General features: G+C 52.7%; 22 protein-coding genes. 11 read left to right on the top strand and 11 right to left on the bottom strand.

Annotated features, from left to right (window positions below):
• The 5 genes from D9K61_RS15930 to D9K61_RS27325 all read right to left on the bottom strand — a co-directional run.
• Nucleotides 1–459, bottom strand: a 459-nt coding sequence (locus D9K61_RS15930) for an IS6 family transposase (protein WP_120634188.1), incomplete at its 3' end; no start/stop codon positions are given.
• Nucleotides 460–768: 309 nt separating this feature from the next.
• Complete coding sequence (locus D9K61_RS27175; RefSeq protein WP_174235108.1) at nt 769–1,827, bottom strand: cupin domain-containing protein; 1,059 nt, start codon at nt 1,825–1,827, stop codon at nt 769–771.
• Nucleotides 1,827–2,825: a 4-hydroxythreonine-4-phosphate dehydrogenase PdxA gene (gene pdxA, locus D9K61_RS15915; protein WP_120634187.1), complete on the bottom strand. Its 999-nt coding sequence runs from the start codon at nt 2,823–2,825 to the stop codon at nt 1,827–1,829. The genes D9K61_RS27175 and pdxA overlap by 1 nt, the downstream gene beginning before the upstream one ends.
• Nucleotides 2,822–3,349: a nucleotide-binding domain containing protein gene (locus D9K61_RS27330; protein ID WP_216825822.1), complete on the bottom strand. Its 528-nt coding sequence runs from the start codon at nt 3,347–3,349 to the stop codon at nt 2,822–2,824. Before D9K61_RS27330 ends, pdxA begins: the two co-directional genes overlap by 4 nt.
• An 18-nt stretch (nt 3,350–3,367) precedes the next feature.
• Nucleotides 3,368–3,862 carry a four-carbon acid sugar kinase family protein gene (locus D9K61_RS27325; protein ID WP_216825821.1) on the bottom strand — a complete coding sequence of 165 codons (495 nt, stop codon included), beginning with the start codon at nt 3,860–3,862 and terminating at the stop codon, nt 3,368–3,370.
• A gap of 81 nt (nt 3,863–3,943) precedes the next feature.
• Between D9K61_RS27325 and D9K61_RS15905 the strand changes: the two genes are divergently transcribed.
• On the top strand, nt 3,944–4,819 hold the full coding sequence (locus tag D9K61_RS15905; protein ID WP_120634186.1) for a LysR family transcriptional regulator: 876 nt from the start codon (nt 3,944–3,946) through the stop codon (nt 4,817–4,819).
• A gap of 306 nt (nt 4,820–5,125) precedes the next feature.
• Here D9K61_RS15905 and D9K61_RS15900 read toward each other — a convergent pair whose 3' ends face one another.
• Nucleotides 5,126–5,656 carry a hypothetical protein gene (locus D9K61_RS15900; protein ID WP_120634185.1) on the bottom strand — a complete coding sequence of 177 codons (531 nt, stop codon included), beginning with the start codon at nt 5,654–5,656 and terminating at the stop codon, nt 5,126–5,128.
• A 500-nt stretch (nt 5,657–6,156) separates the two neighbouring features.
• Nucleotides 6,157–7,188 (bottom strand): EamA family transporter, encoded by a 1,032-nt coding sequence (locus D9K61_RS15895; RefSeq protein ID WP_216825820.1) that lies wholly within the window; start codon nt 7,186–7,188, stop codon nt 6,157–6,159.
• Between the two features lie 17 nt (nt 7,189–7,205).
• On the opposite strand from D9K61_RS15895, the gene D9K61_RS15890 reads away from it, so the two are divergent.
• Nucleotides 7,206–7,469, top strand: a complete 264-nt coding sequence (locus D9K61_RS15890) for a helix-turn-helix transcriptional regulator (RefSeq protein WP_254055801.1) — start codon at nt 7,206–7,208, stop codon at nt 7,467–7,469.
• Nucleotides 7,470–7,809: 340 nt separating this feature from the next.
• Here D9K61_RS15890 and D9K61_RS27005 read toward each other — a convergent pair whose 3' ends face one another.
• The 3 genes from D9K61_RS27005 to D9K61_RS15875 form a co-directional block, all read right to left on the bottom strand.
• Entirely contained in the window at nt 7,810–8,376 is a 567-nt protein-coding gene (locus D9K61_RS27005; protein ID WP_162946926.1) for an MAPEG family protein, read from the bottom strand.
• A gap of 262 nt (nt 8,377–8,638) precedes the next feature.
• On the bottom strand, nt 8,639–9,544 hold the full coding sequence (locus D9K61_RS27000; RefSeq protein WP_162946925.1) for a hypothetical protein: 906 nt from the start codon (nt 9,542–9,544) through the stop codon (nt 8,639–8,641).
• A gap of 87 nt (nt 9,545–9,631) precedes the next feature.
• Nucleotides 9,632–11,059, bottom strand: a complete 1,428-nt coding sequence (locus D9K61_RS15875; RefSeq protein ID WP_120634180.1) for a relaxase/mobilization nuclease domain-containing protein — start codon at nt 11,057–11,059, stop codon at nt 9,632–9,634.
• 69 nt (nt 11,060–11,128) lie between these two features.
• On the opposite strand from D9K61_RS15875, the gene D9K61_RS15870 reads away from it, so the two are divergent.
• The 9 genes from D9K61_RS15870 to D9K61_RS15830 all read left to right on the top strand — a co-directional run bounded on the left by D9K61_RS15870 (nt 11,129) and on the right by D9K61_RS15830 (nt 16,817).
• On the top strand, nt 11,129–11,812 hold the full coding sequence (locus D9K61_RS15870; protein ID WP_120634179.1) for an IS6 family transposase: 684 nt from the start codon (nt 11,129–11,131) through the stop codon (nt 11,810–11,812).
• 40 nt (nt 11,813–11,852) lie between these two features.
• The gene (locus D9K61_RS15865) at nt 11,853–12,191 is read left to right on the top strand and encodes an SDR family NAD(P)-dependent oxidoreductase (protein ID WP_216825819.1); all 339 of its coding nucleotides are present in this window, start codon (nt 11,853–11,855) and stop codon (nt 12,189–12,191) included.
• Nucleotides 12,192–12,285: 94 nt separating this feature from the next.
• Nucleotides 12,286–12,654 (top strand): MerR family transcriptional regulator, encoded by a 369-nt coding sequence (locus tag D9K61_RS15860; protein ID WP_216825818.1) that lies wholly within the window; start codon nt 12,286–12,288, stop codon nt 12,652–12,654.
• Between the two features lie 492 nt (nt 12,655–13,146).
• Entirely contained in the window at nt 13,147–13,674 is a 528-nt protein-coding gene (locus tag D9K61_RS15855; protein ID WP_162946924.1) for a DUF2975 domain-containing protein, read from the top strand.
• Nucleotides 13,675–13,689: 15 nt separating this feature from the next.
• Nucleotides 13,690–13,905, top strand: coding sequence for a helix-turn-helix transcriptional regulator (locus tag D9K61_RS15850; RefSeq protein ID WP_120634176.1), 216 nt, complete (start codon nt 13,690–13,692; stop codon nt 13,903–13,905).
• Between the two features lie 41 nt (nt 13,906–13,946).
• Complete coding sequence (locus D9K61_RS15845; RefSeq protein ID WP_120634175.1) at nt 13,947–14,540, top strand: outer membrane protein; 594 nt, start codon at nt 13,947–13,949, stop codon at nt 14,538–14,540.
• A gap of 116 nt (nt 14,541–14,656) precedes the next feature.
• On the top strand, nt 14,657–15,226 hold the full coding sequence (locus D9K61_RS15840; protein ID WP_162946923.1) for a hypothetical protein: 570 nt from the start codon (nt 14,657–14,659) through the stop codon (nt 15,224–15,226).
• An 89-nt stretch (nt 15,227–15,315) separates the two neighbouring features.
• Entirely contained in the window at nt 15,316–15,930 is a 615-nt protein-coding gene (locus D9K61_RS15835; protein WP_120634173.1) for a class I SAM-dependent methyltransferase, read from the top strand.
• A gap of 83 nt (nt 15,931–16,013) precedes the next feature.
• A complete protein-coding gene (locus D9K61_RS15830; RefSeq protein ID WP_120634172.1) occupies nt 16,014–16,817 on the top strand; it encodes an alpha/beta fold hydrolase in 804 nt (267 codons plus the stop codon).
• Between the two features lie 210 nt (nt 16,818–17,027).
• Here D9K61_RS15830 and D9K61_RS15825 read toward each other — a convergent pair.
• Nucleotides 17,028–17,512, bottom strand: a 485-nt coding sequence (locus D9K61_RS15825; RefSeq protein WP_120634189.1) for an IS6 family transposase, incomplete at its 5' end; no start/stop codon positions are given.

Below are 17,512 nucleotides of genomic sequence, written 5' to 3'. Positions count from 1 at the left end.
GCCAAATCGATTGAGGATTTTGTTCACTTCTCGAATGCCCGCCGCGTTGGCTCCACTTTTGTCAATGACGATCTTGTTTGGAATTCCATTGGAAGACAGTGCTTTGGCGAAGAACCTGGATGCTGCTGGTCGATTTCTCCGCTCAGACAGCATGAAATCAAGGGTGTTCCCAACTTTGTCGACAGCCAGATAGAGGTACATCCACTTGCCGCGAACACGAACATATGTCTCGTCCATGCGCCAGGAACTCAGTGTTGAGCGCTTCTTCGATTGCGCTGTCGCAGCAATTATTGGCGAATACTTCACGACCCACCTGTTGAGAGTAGCGTGATCCACCTGCACGCCTCGTTCGGCCATGATCTCTTCCAAGTCCCGATACGACACTGTGTACCGCAAATAGAAGTACACAGCGTACAAAACTGCATCCTTGGGGAAATGGCAGCCCTTTAACGAGATCATGCTCAAATAACCTGTTCGAAATTTTTCGACCAGTACAAACCTCAGATCACGCAGGCTCGTCAACTAGACCCCATAGTTTGCGACACATCCCTTTTGATACAGTAGGGCCAGATTCAGGCTCGGTGCTAAACAGCGTGGTATTGAATTTTCAGTACCGGATGTGTTGAAAACCGACCCTTCGCGGCACCTTGCCTGAACTGGTATGACGCGGACAAAACCGCCATTGACCAATAATTGCGGAATGCCTGCTTCACCAAAATATTGCGCTCCAATGGGCTGCGTAAGCAGGGCCAATGCTCAGATTTCAAGTTAGACTGACACCAAATTCTCCACTTTGCGGGCATCTTCGGTTGCTCCGGTATTCATGGTTGTCGCCGGTTCCAAAAGAACCACTTCACAGGTTTCCGTGAGGGCCACAGGGCAATGTTCCACGCCGTGTGGGACAACAATAAACTCACCTTCTTCGACAACTTCCACACGATCACGAAAGCGCACGAGTAGACGTCCCCGATGAACAAGGAACAATTCGTCTTTGTGATCGTGGAAATGCCAAGGGTAATCGCCCTCGAATTTAGCAAGCTTGATCTGCATATCGTTGACCTGCCCTGCGATGCGGGGCGACCATGTTTCTGAGAAGCTGGCAAAGGCATCTTCGAGACCCTTTTTCCCGAATGGCGACAAGTGACCGTTGAGATTGGCTACATCGCGAACGATGGCCGCGAGTTGGGCTTCCAACCCAGTACCATTGGCAGGGTACTCGCCGTCCAGCGCAGCGGTGCCGATGGTAAAACCAGTTGCTCCGGCTTGCCGTACCAATTCGATGCGATCCTTGTCCGCAATGGACCCCGCAACGATAACAGGCTTGCCCGCCGCTTTGCAGACTGCCGCGATCAAACTGGGAATATCCGGCAGCGGCGAGCGATAGGCGAGCAGGTCAAGGCCATGCACGCCGTCCCGTGACGCGAGATCGCGAGCGCTGGCGGCAATTTCCTCTGCCGATCCTTCCAGAACGCTTGGATGCCCAACAATGCGGCCAGGGAACGGATAGTATTCAATACCCGTACCTTTCAGCACACGCAGCACGTCATCAACACGCGTCCCGCCAAGCAGAATATTGACGCCGATCTCTACAGCGGCTTTGGCAGAAATGACTTCGCTGTCACGATCAAGCGACACCACCTCCAGATAGGACGTGGCCCCGCTCGCTTGGATTGTCGCATTCAAAGCTTTTAACTCATCGACGGGCAGACCGATATCCTTGAAACCGATATGACGCACTCCGAGCGACAGCGCGGTTTCAAGATGTTTTGCGGCATTTTTTACAGTGCGGTCGTTGCGTGTCAGCATGAAAATAAAGCGTAGACCCATCAGGCAGTTTCCTTCTTTTTGGTGTCGGTCGCAATGAGGCGACGTGCATAGTCGATGGCGGTTAACTGGCTGGTGGCATCAGCGATGCCTTTGCCTGCGATATCAAAAGCGGTGCCGTGATCAGGCGATGTTCGTACGAAAGGCAGACCAAGCGTGATGTTGACGCCTTTTTCGACGCCGAGATATTTGACGGGAATAAGACCTTGATCGTGGTATTGGGCCACGACCACATCAAAGCGATCACGGCGGGCCTGCATGAAGACCGTATCGCTGGGCCAAGGGCCGCTTGCGTCAATTCCCTCATCACAGGCAGCCTTAATCGCGGGCGCGATAATTTCAATTTCTTCACGCCCGAATAATCCGCCCTCACCGGCATGCGGGTTGAGTCCCGCAACGGCCACGCGTGGTTTTTCAATGCCGAGCGCCCGACACCCTTCATGAGCCAGTCGAATGGCGGACATCTGTGCCGCATGATCCGCCCGGTCGATTGCATCACGCAGCGAGCAATGGACTGTTACAAGGACGGTACGGACCTCTTCATTGGCAAGCATCATTGCCACGCGGTCAGCCCCCCCAATTTCAGCGAGCATTTCCGTATGTCCGGGGAACTTAACACCAGCGGCGGAAAGCGCTTCTTTGTGGATCGGCGCGGTTACAATGCCAGCGGCGCGACCGTCTTTGGCAAGTTTGATCGCAGCCACGATAGCATCGTATGCTGCACGCCCACTGGCTGGCGAGACTTCGCCTACAGGAAAGGGACCATCGCCGCCGGTCTCCAGAACCTCAATGCAGCCTTTTCGACCTGTCGCCTGTTCGATCTTTGATAATTCTTCAATTTTCAGATCGAGACCAAGGGACAGAATTGCTTCGCGCATCACGGCTACTGATCCTGCCACAACGCAAGTATTAATGTTTCCATGGGCAAGTGCCGTGGCAACAATCTCCGGCCCGATACCGGAAGGGTCGCCCATCGTGACGATAAGAGGGGGCTTAATCATACGGTAGGTTCCTTGAATTTAATGAGGTGTTTGGCGGCATTTGCGAGTGTATCCGCTGTTCCGAACCCGCCCGCCTTCATGGCAAGAATGAGTGGCCGACCACCGTGACTGGATAGTCCTACCGGGAATCCCGCTTCGACTTCGCCACTCAGCTTAAAACAGTGGATGCCGAGGCCATCGAGAATAGCTTCCATTGTGTCGCCGCCTGTTGCGATTACTGAACCATATTCTTCGGTTTCCAATGCGCTGATCGCGGCCTGTACCAGTCTATGAAGCGTGCCTGAGCTATCCTTCGTCCGCGCGATAGACGCTCTTAGGACCGTAATGCCCGAAACTTTTTCAACCAAATCGCATTGTTTGTGGCTTACGGCGTTGGCACTTCCGACAACGATCAAAACTTTGCGCGATGTTGTCGGAACCGTTGGCGGACGTTCGTCGGAAATACGCGCAGCCAAGGCACGTCCCGTCCCAGGTGATCCGACCCAGAGTACGTCGTGCGGATTGGAAATTGCCGCAATCTGCATATCCAGATCATCCTGCGTTTATGCATCCAGCAGAAAGGCAGAGCGGGCGTTAGAAGGTACAAGATCAGCCAATGCCGAGGTCGTCGTTGGGTGAACCGGATCACGGGCATAAGCACTTTGATCTACGGGAATGCCATCAACCAATTGAATGCCGTTCCGAGTTGTCCGGCCCGCTTCAGGGAACGCGGGTGCAAACACCAGTTTTTTCCGACCACTTGCTTTGAGGGCAGCGCCGATTTCAGCCCGAACATGGCCGCGAAGTGTTGAGTCCACCGTCTTATATAGAATTTCTGCGTTCTTCAGCGACGTTGTGAACTTTTGTGTCGTTTCAATCGCTGCCCTTTGGCCAACAGATCGAGAGCGCGTGTCGATTGCAAAAACATCGGCATTTACCATTGGGAGGCAGGATCGGCCAACACGTGCAGATAGCCCCCGATCGACGAAAGGACCGGCCCCGTCTGCGGCGCTGGTCAAGTCATCGGCCAAGATACCGACACGGGGAGGAGTGTTCATAGTCATATCGGTGATTATGACGATAACAAAGATTCGGAATAGTAATGGTTTCGCACCATTATTGGTGATATATCATTACCAATGAAGAGATCAGATATTCCTTACCTCGACGATTTGCGTGCCTTCGAGACAACAGCACAATGCGGCACTGTTCGCAGCGCAGCCGATGAGCTGTCCCTGACTCATGCGGCAGTAAGCCGTCGCATCAACCGGCTCGCAGACATGGTCGGAACGCCGTTATTCGAGCGAAGCGGGCGCGGGTTACGTTTGACGGCAGCCGGGGATCGGCTCGCAGAGGTTTGTCGTCGGAGCTTCGATGATTTATCCCGCACTATCGTCTCAATTCGCGAGTCACAGGCGACTGACACGGGAGCCATACTCTTGTCCTGCGAACGCTCGGTCGCCATGCGTTGGCTGATACCTCGTCTGAGCGAGTTTCAAGATACCCATCCGGAGATTGCCGTGCATCTTTCCGTAGGTGGTGGGCCGGTAGATTCAAAACAAAACCGGGCAACATTGGCTTTGCGGCGTTTGGATTTTGCAATCGTCGATGGATGGTCGGTCGTGCCACTGTTTGACGAAACAATCGGACCGGTAATGTCGCCCGACATGTTTTCAGACTTTGAGCAAGGTGATTACATCGCACTTGGCTCAAACACACGGCCAGACGCTTGGGATGATTGGCTCCGCCGGAATCCAGACGCGCCGCGTCCGCGCGAGCGCCGAATGTTCGACCACCATTTTCTAATGGTCGAAGCTGCATCCAGCGGACTTGGAGTTGGTCTTGTCCCGCATATCGTCGCACTGGATGATATTAACCGCGAACGCCTGACCGCTCCATTGGGCTTTGATCCAGACGGGTCCCGGTATGGCGTCCTGCACCCATCCCAAGTACCGCTCGACGAGAATGCAGTCCTACTTTTGGAATGGCTGCGCAATAGATCACGTAACATTTAGAGATAGTCAGTGAAGGTCATGAATGTTGCGTCGCTTCCAGCAAAACGGTCGCAGCATCAATATGGCCTTTAGCCTGTGTGTCGGACTGCACTTGTCGCGATTGCAGACATTCATGCCAAGCGCAGCATCCGTTAAATTGGGCTCAGAACGGCCTAACGCTCGCGCGGCAACGCCGATGTATCACGCTGATCGAGACCGGTCATCGGCGCGGCGATCCAAGGCATTGATCTTGTGTCATGTCGCTCAATGCACGGTCGTTGGGGTCGACTCCGGCTGAGTGCAGAATAGGGCGGTAAGGAAATTTACTTAGTCAAATCCCTCTGCGACCAGTGCGTCAAAGTCCATCAACAGGTTTTTTCTTGCTTGATAGCGCTCAGATCTCGGTAGTTTGCGCACATACTTTTGTATCTGCCGGTAGCGTGCAGCACGTGACGCATTCAGGATTACGCCGATATGCCCAGATGCCAAGAACATCATTAGCACAACTACGAACACCTCGCTGGTAAGCGAATAGAAGTGGTTTCCGCCTGAAACAAAGAGACCTATGCATATCCCAGTGCCAAGTGCTAAAGCCGCCCAGCGACCAGCAACACCCATTGCTTTCCAAATGGGCTCAATGCCTTCACCCTTTGGTGACCATCCAATCCAAAGTGCGGCAATGACCATGGCACTGTCAAAATAGCGGGGCCATTCGACGAATCCGACTAGCTCAAACAATGCAGCGAATAGACCAATGCAGAGAACGCACAGCCGAGCAATAGCCAAGCGTTTGACAAACGTAATGCTCTCCAATGGCGTACTTTCTGAAATCCGGTCGAACTCGGGCGTCGTATTCATCTAAACCTGCTTGGATGCGATTTTGGTTGGAACATTTGTCGTCCAATTGCCTAAATTTCACAAGCTGTTAGATGAATCCGCTGCTTTGACCAGACTTCCTGAAGCAGACGTTAGGGAATGTTGCAACATCTTGCAGTTTGGGCTCAGAGACAGATTTCGCGGCGTGATCTATGAACGGCTGCTCACAAACCAAGGGGCTTGGAGTGTTATTTCGCCCCTCCCTCAAACGACCCCGCTTTGATGGTCGTGTCTCAATGAGTGTAGATTTTGAGAACAATCAAAATCATGTCTCTTTCGATGTCACGTTGTTGGATTCTCATAACATTTAAGGGCTAGTGAGACGCTCGATAGTGCATCGAAAATAGCTTACCGCCCTATTCTGCACTGAGCCGAACTCGACCCCTCGTTGGCAAATCAGGAGCCGCAGTTCGCGCTCTGGGCGGCGAAACCGGGGTGTGAGCCCAAAGTACCGCATTCTGCGCTGTTCTCGAACGTCGGTTTTATGATTTCTGGGACGACGACTGAGTGTTCAATTTGAGCGGTCTCAAGATTTTTGAAAGTGCTCCGGACATGACAGCTAGCCCAACCAGAACCAAAGCAGACCCGATAAGTTCGAGAGGTTTTGCGGTCTCACCATAGAACACCCAACCAAACATCAAGCCTGATACAGGCACCAGTAATGAATAAGGCGAAACTGCTGCAAGCCCGTATTTAGTGATCATTCTGGTCCAGATACCATAGCCAATAATGGTTGTAACGCAGGCTTGAAACACGATGGATACCAGCCCGCGCCAGCCAAGCTGACTGAGGCCATCGCTAAATTCAGATGTGAACAAGGCGAGGTAAAACAGGATTGGAATTGGGACAAACAGACTGGACCAGACGATGAAACTTAGAATGTCTGCTGGTTTGTGAATACGTACAATGACATTACAGAGCGTCCAAGACAGACCGGCAAACAACACAAGCGCGACACCCCAAACCGAATTTTCTACGATGCCGCCTTGGGTAATCAGAATGAAGCCAACAAGAGCGATAAGTATACCAATCAGCTTTTGCACCGAGATCGCTTCTGAGAAGAAAACAGCACCGGCCACAACTGTCATAAAGGCGCTCGATTGTAGCAGTAATGAAGCCTGCCCTGCTGGTGTCCCAAGTGAAATCGCGAAGTTGACCAAACCCCAGATGCCGCATCCAAAAAGGAGGCCATATGACGCGATGACAGTGAGTGGCGTGTTTGGCCGTTTCACAAAAAACACCAAGGGGATTGCAACGAGGGCGAACCGTAATGCTGTCATCACTGGGGCGCTGACATCTTGGACACCCCATTTTATCACAACAAAGTTGAACCCCCAGATCAACGTGGTCAAAATAATGAGACATACATCGCGTGCGATCATCTGGTATCCAGTACACAAGGGTTTTCCGCATCGTGGGCATTTGGCAAACAGATGCGTATCGAGAAGAGGCAATATAGGTAACTTGCTATATGGATGACCAGACTGTGTCAACGCAAAGCGTTCTACGTGCACTTGCCAATGAAAAGCGTATGCAAATGCTGGAATGGCTCTTGGACCCCACGGCCCATTTTCCAGCACAGCGTGACGGGGATCTCGTCGATGATGGTGTCTGCGTTGGCGCGATCACTGATAAAATTGGACTGTCGCAACCGACGGTAACCAACCATCTCCGCACCTTGGCTGATGCGAAGCTGGTAACATCTCGGCAAATTAAGAATTGGGTTTTCTACAAAGCAGATCGGACAGCGGTCTTGGATGCTCTTACGAACTTGCGCTCTCGATTTGAAACCTAGTCAGAGCGGACCTTAGTGCAAATGCAGCGATAGATCGCAACGTCCGCATCTCGATTGTCGAAACCGCTTGCGGCGAAAGGGCGGTTTAAAATCCAGCCGGATCAGCGCGGGGCAATGTCTGGTTCGGTGAAATCCGCTGCGTTGCTGCAAATCCCGCGCTGCACATGCGAGCAGATGCTGCGTCAGCAAGCACCAGCAAGAGCAATGGCGGCTGAGTCCGCTTCTTACCAGTTCAAGCGCGATGCGCCGAATGGCAGTGTTTCCAAGACCAGCCACTTTTGAACAGCTTGGCGAGGGTTCCGGAGATGCAATTCTATCCCTTGTCGGATTAGCTGATACCTTAAATGACGACGCTAACCGCGAGATAGCTGGCTAAACCATAAAGCGAAACCAGACTGATGCTCATGGCGATGCCACGGGCTCCATCTTTGCCGCTAAGATAGAAAAACGCATGGGCCAGCCGCCCGACTGCAAACCCGATAATCCAAACTTGTGCCGCAAGCGTCGTGGGAGATATGACGCTCAATAACAACGCCAAAAAAACGAAGTGAACGGTGTTCTCCGTCGCGTTAGCATGCGCGTTGTGGCGCCTTTCTATCTCCTGAAACCCTTGGTCCGGCACGTCGCACTGCCGATGTATGCTTGCCTCCCACTCCTCAGGTGTCGCGTGCATATTGTACTTGAGGCGCGTAAGTTCGGTGCTCGTCATTAACCAGGTGTGGTTCAAGAGAAGCAGCAACGCACTGACAACCAACACGCCGACAATCGAAGTCGACGGTGGTGACACGGTTACCGGGTTTACACCAAAAATTATGACATTTGCCGCCAGTGCCACTACGAACAAAGCGAGTGGATACCCCAGAATGATCCTTGTGAACTTTTTCTTGCGCGCTTTTTCTTGGGTCATTCGCTTCTTCTCGGCGCAAACGATACCTGTTGCAAGCTCGTATGTGTTTATTCGATGGGCAAGTATGGAGAAGCAACTAGGTTCAACGTTTGTAGTTTTAGAGAACTGGCGGCAATGGTCCGCCCCTTGGCTACAGGCTGTGACCATCATCTTCATGGATGTGGGTCGCCTGCTCGCGGGTGAGTGTAATCTCGTGAACCACGGCGGCAATCTTGCTGGACGAAACCTGGTGCAGCTCACCAACAACGGCCTCGGCGCGCGCTTAGCTGTCCGGAACGCCCTGGCTGTTGAAGTGAGCAGCAGCGGTGGAAATGTCCGCGTCTTTCCAAGTCGCCGTTGTGCCGATTGAAACGCTGTCATGATCGTTGTAGCGGGCCAGGAACTTGCTTCCGTCGAGACCGAAGCTGTGCGCGGTCGCCACAATGTCATCACGCACAGCCAGCCATTTTTCGGCTTCCGTGGGGTCCAGGTTGTCCAACTCGGCCGCATTCATGGATGTGGTGTAGCTGTCATCAGCCAAAGTGTATGCCTGCAGGTCGGTGTCATATGGGCGCAGTTCGGCAACATCGCCTTTCAACTCCCCGATCTGAACGTCCATTGCGGCACGCAAGTGCGGATCTTCGACCTCTCGTGCAAGAGCCTCCATGTTCTCGATGGAGTTCACGATGTCCTTGGTCTGCTGCTCGTAGTTCTCAAAGATGGCCTCCCCCAAAGCGGATTGCATATACTGAACATAGCGATCACCGGGCGACTGGTAGTCGTCGGACTCCTGAAAATCCTTGTCACCACTCAGATCCGCAAGGGACGAATAGTAAGGGTGATACAGATCGTATTCCTGAGCATCACTCATATGCTGAGAAACCAATGCCCGCATATCGTTCGCATCAACCGGCTCCCCTGAACTCTCCGCAGCCTCCAATTCGGTTTTCAGTTCTTCGACCAGATCGTGCTGCGCGGTATGTTCGTCAACGCGGCGGTTGGCCTGGTCCTCGATATCGAAGCTGTTTGAAGCGATAGCAGCACGATCATAGCCCATCGCCTGCTGCTCTTTCTTGATGATGTCGATCTGCTCTGAAACGCGATCTTCACGCGGGGCGGATTGATTAAATTTGGCATAGGGTGCGAAGTGTTCGACTTCGTTCAAAAGATAGTCTGTACGCGAAACCATAGTTTTTCCTTTATGAGTTGAAGGAAAACTCTGTGATGGTTCTGCAGATGGCGTTGGCGCGCTCATTAGGCAGACCGGGTGAAGTCCTTATATGCTGTGTCCGTCATCGTCGCCGCGCCCTTGCAAGAGCAGGTGCGTTGCGTGGGCGTGAACCTCTGAGAGTTCTTCGGAGATGGCGATGATCCTGGAAGACGCAAGCTGGTGCAGCTCGTCAACAACGGCTTCAGCGCGCTCACAGCTGTCCGACAAACCTTGCTCCTGGAAATGCGCCGCTGCGGTCGAGATATCGTCGCTGCGCCATCCCATTGTTGTACCCAATGTGACGTTGTGATGGTCGCCAAATCGGGCAACAAACGCCTCGCCATCGAGGCCGTAGCTGCTGGCTGTGTCGGTGACTTCCTTGCGGATCGCCGCCCACTTGTCAGCCTCTGGACAATCGAGGGTATCCATTTCGGCGGTGCCCATTCCCATCATCGTTGAATAGCGGCGGTCCTCAATGATGAAGGCTTGAAGGTCCGGATCGTTGGTGCGCAGATCCGCAACGTCGCCCTTCAGCTCGCCAATTTGAATATCCATAGCGACACGCAGATGAGGGTCGTCAACCTCACGGGCCAGCCCTTCCATCTTGTCGATGGACTGCAGCAATTCCTTGGTCTGCGTCTGGAAGTCCTCATAGACCCCCTCGCCCAAGGTGTCCTGCATATAAACCTCGTAGCGGCGGGCTGCCGGGGCATAATCAGCGGACGCCTGGAACGCCTTGTCATCGACAATGTCAGCAAGGGCCGACAGATATGGGTGGCTCTGTTCGTTGTCCCGAACGTCGCTGATATGGGCAACAACCTGAGCCTTCAGCTCTGGCGAGATTGTTTCCTCAGAACCGCCTGTTTCGATGTGTCGCCGCAGGTTGCTCATAACTTCGGGCGACACGTAAGACGGGTCTCCCGGCGCGCCGTAATCATCAAAATGATGGGCCTGATCCAATAGGTATTCCATTCGCGAAACCATGGGCTCCTCTCCTTCAACGAGTTGGATGGCAAACTCTTCGATCCGGTCTTTGACGACGTTGGCGCGCTCATCAAACAGATCCGACATTCTTGCGATGGAGAGGGTCATCACATCACCGGCCATGTCGCGGGCCTTAACTTCAACCTCCGGAGTGCTTTCAACAACCGACAGTCCGGCCTGAACTTTCCACGTATCGGTCTCGACTTCCTGCCGCAAACCGCGCTCAAGGCGGGTCGTTGCGGTCAGCTCGATGCCGTATCCTTCGGCAACCTCTACCTGGATGGCGCGCTGAACGTCGATGTTCATGTCGCTGCTCATGCCCATAGCGAGCCACTGACCATGCTCGACGCCTCGGTTGTTCACAACTATGTGGACATGGGGGTTGTCTGTGTCGTTGTGGAACACGGTCAGATAGTCCCAGGTATCGCCAAAATCACCGCTTCCAAACAGACGATCCGCGAACTCCAAACCGGCCTCATGAGCGGCGTCCGGATAGGGGTTCTGTCGCAAACTTCGCCCCTACCTGTCCGTTCGAGTGTATTTCTGGTAGCGCGCACTAGAACATGACAGGAGCAAACAGTGGCGATTTCATTTAAGGGCGCACATTGTCCGAAAGACGTGATCTTACACGCGGTTTTCTTTTACGTCCGATACGGCGTGTCGTACCGTGATCTTGAAGAAATCATGTCCGAGCGTGGCGTTGCAGTAGATCACACGACGCTGAACCGTTGGGTCACGCGATACGCTGGCGCTATTGCTGAATCCGCGCGTAGACGCAAAGGACCATGCGACCGCTCCTGGAGAATGGACGAGACATACATCAAAGTGAAGGGAACGTGGGTCTATCTCTACCGCGCCGTCGACAAACACAGGAAAACACTTGACTTCATGCTGTCTGAGCGGCGCAATAAACCAGCTGCTACAAAGTTCTTTGCCCGGATGCTGGAGGTCAACGGCCTTCCGCGAAAGGTTGTAATCGACAAAAGCGGCGCCAATACCGCAGGGATCAAGGCCATCAACAAGATGTTAAAGGGGTTTGGCTGCCCAATCCCGGTCGAGATGGTGAGGCGGAAATACCTAAATAACATCGTGGAACAAGATCACAGGTTCATCAAAAGACGAACCCGCCCTATGCTGGGCTTCAAGTCCTTTGAATCTGCATCCGCAACTCTTTCAGGTATCGAAGTCGCGCACATGATCCGCAAAGGTCAATTCACGCCCGGACTCTGTCCATTTCTACAGTTCGCAGACCTGGCGGCCTAACCCATAGGCACAAAAGCGGGATTCCGAACAACCTCAAACTTTGCAACGGAACCCTCCGATATTTGCCCATTATGGGGCAACCAAGGCGGCTTTAGAAAATCTGACCATGTCCTGGGCCATGGAACTTGCGGGCGACGGCATTCGCGTGAACGCCATCGCGCCAGGTCCCGTTAAGAGCGGTGCCCTGACCGGAATGATGGGGCTGCCAGATGAGATGGCCAAACAGATCGAACAGCAAGAAGCCGCGCAGATCCCCTTGGGGCGCCGAGGCGTCACGGCTGATATCGTTCCATGGATTTTGCGCCTTGGAAGCCCCCAGAACGAATGGCTGACGGGACAAGTCCTGACGATTGATGGTGGATGGTCTCTGCGCACCTGATCTGTCTTGATCCGGGTGGTCAGAATTGTCCACCCGGGTTGAATTCACCAAAATGTTGAACACCTATTTAGATGAGGCAAGTAAAGGACATGCCATGCAGGCCAAAGAAGCAGCCAGTCGACTGGGGATCACGCAGCGCATTTTGCGCCACTATGAGAGTGAGGGCTTGATGGATGTCGGGCGAACGCCTAACGGCTATTGCAGCTACACAGAAGCGGATTTGCGACGCGCCAGCCGCATCCGAGATTTCATCGCAGCAGGCTTTTCTACGCGTGAGATTCATTCCATGAACGCCTGCCTCGCGGACGGCAGTGATGGCCCATGTGAAGATGGAATCGAAAAGCTAACCGAAAAACTCGAGCAAATCGAACGCCTTAGATCAAATCTTGAAGAGAAGCGTAGCGCTCTGATCGACCGACTGGCTGTCTTAAGAAGCGGCCTTACCTTGGTTGGCCGTCATTGAATTGAGTTGGTGTCATGCGACACTTGCTCCGCGTCTTGAATGATGATCCGCGAGCGGCAGAACGACCATTAGGAGTTTGCTAAAATGGGAATCGATGAAGGTCCAGTTTAGGTGAATTTAGAATGGCCTGACAAAGACACTGTCGCAAGCGCGAAGAAATGCTGCGTCAGCAATAGCCACAGCTAAACAACTCCCCACTTTGTCCGCATCTTAGCTGTTCAAACAACGCACAGCGAAGGGTCACTGCATCATGCGTTCTCTTTGTGCTCCTCATAACCCCCTTCTGGGCACGTTCGGGGCGGTTGGGCCAATCACACAGTCGAGGTGGCATCAAAGAGGTAATGGGCCCGGAATTTGGCTGCAATTTCCCGTTTTACGGCTACCATTTATCGTTTTTCGATAATACTCGTTGACCCTAAACCTCGAAGACCCTATTAAGCTCCCAACACATCGGTGGACCAAGAGTACTTGGCTAATAGAGGAGCCGTGACCATGAAAATGGCCGTTATGATTAACTTCCTGTTTGTGCTTATCGGCGTGACAGCAGTGTTGTCACTGGCCAGCACAGTTTATATTTTTCAAAGCGATTTTCCCATTTCCTTGCAAGTCAACGGTGAAGTTTGGACTCGGCAAGTGTCTGAATTTGCTATGTCAGATCGGTTAGTCGTGTTCACATTAATCGAACTTGCCAGCCTTCCGTGGTTTTGGGCTTTGTTCAATATGTGGAGGCTGGCTGGTCTTTACAAAGGCAGCCAATACTTCACGCAAGGAAATAGCAAGTGCTTCGTAAACATAGGTGTTGCCCTCATTATTATGGCAGCTCTTCAAACCTCACTGGCTCCTGTTGCATCTTGGTACTTGTACAGCCGTGACGTCATCGATGGTCTCGCAGATTGGGATATCTCTCTAATCTTCCTGAGCGAGACAGACCTGTTAACCGCCGGACTTTTCTTCCTTTTGGTTGGCACCATCATGGAAAAAGCCAGCAAATTGCAGGAGGAAGCCGACATGACAATATGATTGGAACGTTGACAGATGAGTTTGATCGTTCACCTCGATGTAATGCTGGCAAAACGCAAGATGTCTCTCTCTGAGCTTTCTGAACGTGTCGGCATCACGATTGCAAATCTATCCGTTCTGAAAACGGGAAAGGCCAAAGCCGTGCGCTTCTCGACACTGGATGCGATATGCCGCGAACTCGAATGCCAACCTGGTGACCTCATCGAGTACCAACCTGACGACCCAAACTAGCTGGGTCTAATCAACACACCTCAACACTTCTGGATAAAATTATGAACAAACACACGCCCTTCGCGTTGTTTGCAACGGTAGCTATTGCCGTTCTGACAACCACATCCCTTGCCAATGCGAACGAACTGAGAGACGGCTTTTACGGTGGCATTGCCATTGTTGGATCAGCCGGTTTGACCGAAGAAGGCGGTGGCGTACAGGAAAGAGATACCTCTGACGGGAACATCGGGATTTTTGTGGGCTACAAGCAAAACGTCTACAAAAACTGGTTCGTCGGCGGCGAAGCTTTTTACAATGAAACCTCCCAAAGCAAGACTTTCTCAAACGGGGATAAATTGTCATTTGGGGATCAGTATGGCGTGAAAGCGCATCTGGGCTACGAATGGAAGCGGGCATCCGTATATGCGATCGTTGGTGCCACCAACTTTGACTACGACATTTCGCTGGCTGGCGTACAGAGGTCTGAAAGCGATTTTAGCCCCTTGTTTGGGATTGGGTCGACTTATCAGATCAGCGATCAGTTTTCGGCCAACCTAGAATACACGGCCACCGGAGATACAATTGATATCGCCGGTGACAGCGACAGAGGTATCGGCATGGGCGTTTTCCGCCTTGGTCTTGCCTATCACTTCTAAGGAAGAAGCCCAAAAGCCTTCGTCTAACAGTGCTGCGACCCGTCAATCATTTGGTCCGTAGCGCATTTTTCGCCACTCGAACGCGTATCGAAGTTCAGGAAAAGGGTTAGAAAATGATGCGAAATCAAACTCATGACGAAAACCAGCCGGTGTTCGCTGAGATGTTTTTCAAAATTGACTGGGGAACTGCCAAAACAATCACACTTCTCACAGCAATCCTGCTTTCTGCAGGTGAGCTCTCAGCCCAGCAAGCGCCTTCCGAACTTGTCCTGCCGCAAAGTGGCCTTTGGCAGGGGTGGTCCACCGTTCAAGAGGTTCAAGGTTGCACGGCCGAAATTCGAGCCGACATCAAAGCTCGGGCGCAAGGGCAAGCTCTCTATTCCGACAGGGCAAGTTTTAACAAACCGTTTTCCCTGGATCAGTTCGAAGGCATTTGGCAGATAGACGCAGATTGGTCCCAAAAATCACCAAACATCTGGCATGGCAGCTTTGTCGGCATCGATCGATCTCCGTTTGGCCGTGTTACGAAAAACACGAGCGTAACGACTTTTATTCGCAGCGATTCACTGGTCGAGCAAAGCGCCATCGTGACAATGGCTTTCTCGCCCGACCTAGCCAAGAAGTTGGGGGCTCAGTCGCCTTGCATTATCAACATGAGAATTGTGCATCGACGTGTCGGACCATAAATGGGCATAAAGCCATTTCGACAGGAAGATTCAAGTCTCTGCACATCATCGCCTTCTTAACCTAAACCACTGATATCAAGGGATATGAAATGGACAGCACGTCATTTTGGGATAATGCAGCCCCCAAATACGCCAAAAGCCCAATCTCGGACATGGCTGGGTATGAGCAGACACTTGATCGGATTCGGGATCTGTTGAAACCGCATCATCGGGTACTTGAGCTCGGTTGCGGGACCGGCTCAACGGCGTTGGAACTTGCGGGTGGGGTGCATTCCTATCTTGGCACAGACCTTTCAAAGCAGATGATTGAAATCGCGAACGAAAAGTACGGTGGAACGGGTCCGCACCAGCTCCGCTTTGCGGTTGCAGGGGCAGGGGATCTGCCTGTGGGTCTGTTTGACGTCGTGTTGGCCTTGAACGTGCTTCACCTTTTGCCAAATCTGGAGGCTGTGCTGGAAGAGGTCTTTGCCGCATTACCTTCAGGCGGATTGTTCGTTGCGAAAACGACGCTTCTGGCCGAAAGCCCTTGGTATGTGCGTTGGCTCATCCCGTTTTTGCGCGCAATTGGGAAGGCGCCCTATGTTCGGTTCCTGGCTGAGAAAGAACTAGAAGGCATGTTCAGGAACGCGGGCTTCCTACCCGCTGAGGCACTAACCCAAGACGGCATGGCCCCCCGTTTCTTTTCCGTGGTGACAAAGCCTTAGGGGTTGCCTGGAAGGCATCCGTGTTACTCTTCTGCGAACGTCGTTCCAAAGTTTCCTCCAGGGTATAGAACGAGTTGATTAATATGACTGATCTCATAGACGAAGGGAGTGGTCCGGCCATCGTGTTCCTGCATGGTGCTGGCGTTGATAACCATCTTTGGGCTCCTCAGATTTTATCTTTCCGAGACTCCTATCGTGTCATTGTCCCCAACTTGGCCGGGCATGGGGCTGTTGCGCCGCTTGCGTCGGTCGAACAGTTGGCTACGCTTGTCCATGCGCAACTACGCGACCGGGGCATTGATCAGTTTGCTGTTGTCGGCCTGTCTTTGGGGGGAATGGTTGCCCTCGAACTTGCAGCCCGCTGGCCAGACAAGATCACGCATCTGGCAATGATCGAAACCGTTCCGACAGTTACCCAGAACAGGCTGCTTCGTTTTCTTGGCCAAGCGGCGATTACGCCCCTACGAATAATCCCGCCACGCTTGTTGTCCTTGTTACCCGCCTCCCAATTGGGAGCAGAGTCGGACGCAGCCGCGATTTACATCAAAAACACCGTCGCCAAGGCAAAGGCGTCCAACATCTACAAGGTGATGCGAGCGGCGCTGAACTATGATGGTCGGTGGCGGTTGCCGAATTTATCTGCGCCGACGATTGTCATGGTTGGCGAGCGAAACAAGAACACCCATACCAAGGCAAAGCAGATGGCCAACCTGCTCAAATCTGCCAAGTATCTGGTGATCCCCTCTGCCGGTCATATCGCAAATCTGGACAAGCCAGAGTTCGTTAACGCTGTTTTGGCAGACTTTCTCTGGGCACATCCTTTCGTTGTGTCTGGCACAACTTCAAAAGTGGATGGACTAGAGCGTGGTTCCGTTGCAAAGTTTTGACCCTTGACGCTGGTAGAGTTAGCGCGTGAATGACCACCGGCCATATCAAGTCGAAAGCCAGCTCATGATCTCTTTCAAAGGCGCACAGTATCCGAAGGCCGTTGTCACTGTGCCTTTAATTGCTGGACGCTCGCTTCAGAAAGTTGAGCAAAATCAGGGTTGTGTCGCAAACTTTTCGGCAGTCCAGAGGCTGCAATACACCGGACACACTTATCCTGCGATCTGAGCAAATAGTTGAAAGCCTGAGGTCGTAGGGCCGGGGAATTGGCGCTTTCGGATCATGTTAGCGACCTCGATGCCATCCAGAGTGGCCGAGGCGGATCTGAACGATTTGAACCCGCACATGTGCCGGACGCGACGCTTTATGAACCGATGGTCCTGCTCAATCATGTTATTCAAATACTTTGACCTGACCGTTTGGATTTTGGCTGGGCAGCCAAATCGATTGAGGATTTTGTTCACTTCTCGAATGCCCGCCGCGTTGGCTCCACTTTTGTCAATGACGATCTTGTTTGGAATTCCATTGGAAGACAGTGCTTTGGCGAAGAACCTGGATGCTGCTGGTCGATTTCTCCGCTCAGACAGCATGAAATCAAGGGTGTTCCCAACTTTGTCGACAGCCCGATAGAGGTACATCCACTTGCCGCGAACACGAACATATGTCTCGTCCATGCGCCAGGAACTCAGTGTTGAGC

Origin of the sequence: Ruegeria sp. EL01 (genome assembly GCF_900313035.1) — a bacterium.
GTDB lineage: Bacteria > Pseudomonadota > Alphaproteobacteria > Rhodobacterales > Rhodobacteraceae > Ruegeria.
Note: the sequence above shows the minus strand (reverse complement) of the source record. Positions and strands in the feature narration are given on the sequence as shown.

What these genes read in the sequence shown, in the direction of transcription:
- D9K61_RS15845 (WP_120634175.1), top strand. Translation starts at nt 13,947, where the DNA reads ATGAACAAACACACGCCCTTCGCGTTGTTTGCAACGGTAGCTATTGCC.
- pdxA (WP_120634187.1), bottom strand. Translation starts at nt 2,825, where the DNA reads ATGATTAAGCCCCCTCTTATCGTCACGATGGGCGACCCTTCCGGTATC.
- D9K61_RS27330 (WP_216825822.1), bottom strand. Translation starts at nt 3,349, where the DNA reads ATGCAGATTGCGGCAATTTCCAATCCGCACGACGTACTCTGGGTCGGA.
- D9K61_RS15905 (WP_120634186.1), top strand. Translation starts at nt 3,944, where the DNA reads ATGAAGAGATCAGATATTCCTTACCTCGACGATTTGCGTGCCTTCGAG.
- D9K61_RS27005 (WP_162946926.1), bottom strand. Translation starts at nt 8,376, where the DNA reads ATGACCCAAGAAAAAGCGCGCAAGAAAAAGTTCACAAGGATCATTCTG.
- D9K61_RS15835 (WP_120634173.1), top strand. Translation starts at nt 15,316, where the DNA reads ATGGACAGCACGTCATTTTGGGATAATGCAGCCCCCAAATACGCCAAA.
- D9K61_RS15830 (WP_120634172.1), top strand. Translation starts at nt 16,014, where the DNA reads ATGACTGATCTCATAGACGAAGGGAGTGGTCCGGCCATCGTGTTCCTG.
- D9K61_RS15840 (WP_162946923.1), top strand. Translation starts at nt 14,657, where the DNA reads ATGCGAAATCAAACTCATGACGAAAACCAGCCGGTGTTCGCTGAGATG.
- D9K61_RS15855 (WP_162946924.1), top strand. Translation starts at nt 13,147, where the DNA reads ATGAAAATGGCCGTTATGATTAACTTCCTGTTTGTGCTTATCGGCGTG.
- D9K61_RS15890 (WP_254055801.1), top strand. Translation starts at nt 7,206, where the DNA reads ATGCAAATGCTGGAATGGCTCTTGGACCCCACGGCCCATTTTCCAGCA.
- D9K61_RS27000 (WP_162946925.1), bottom strand. Translation starts at nt 9,544, where the DNA reads ATGGTTTCGCGTACAGACTATCTTTTGAACGAAGTCGAACACTTCGCA.
- D9K61_RS27175 (WP_174235108.1), bottom strand. Translation starts at nt 1,827, where the DNA reads ATGGGTCTACGCTTTATTTTCATGCTGACACGCAACGACCGCACTGTA.
- D9K61_RS15900 (WP_120634185.1), bottom strand. Translation starts at nt 5,656, where the DNA reads ATGAATACGACGCCCGAGTTCGACCGGATTTCAGAAAGTACGCCATTG.
- D9K61_RS27325 (WP_216825821.1), bottom strand. Translation starts at nt 3,862, where the DNA reads ATGAACACTCCTCCCCGTGTCGGTATCTTGGCCGATGACTTGACCAGC.
- D9K61_RS15850 (WP_120634176.1), top strand. Translation starts at nt 13,690, where the DNA reads ATGAGTTTGATCGTTCACCTCGATGTAATGCTGGCAAAACGCAAGATG.
- D9K61_RS15860 (WP_216825818.1), top strand. Translation starts at nt 12,286, where the DNA reads ATGCAGGCCAAAGAAGCAGCCAGTCGACTGGGGATCACGCAGCGCATT.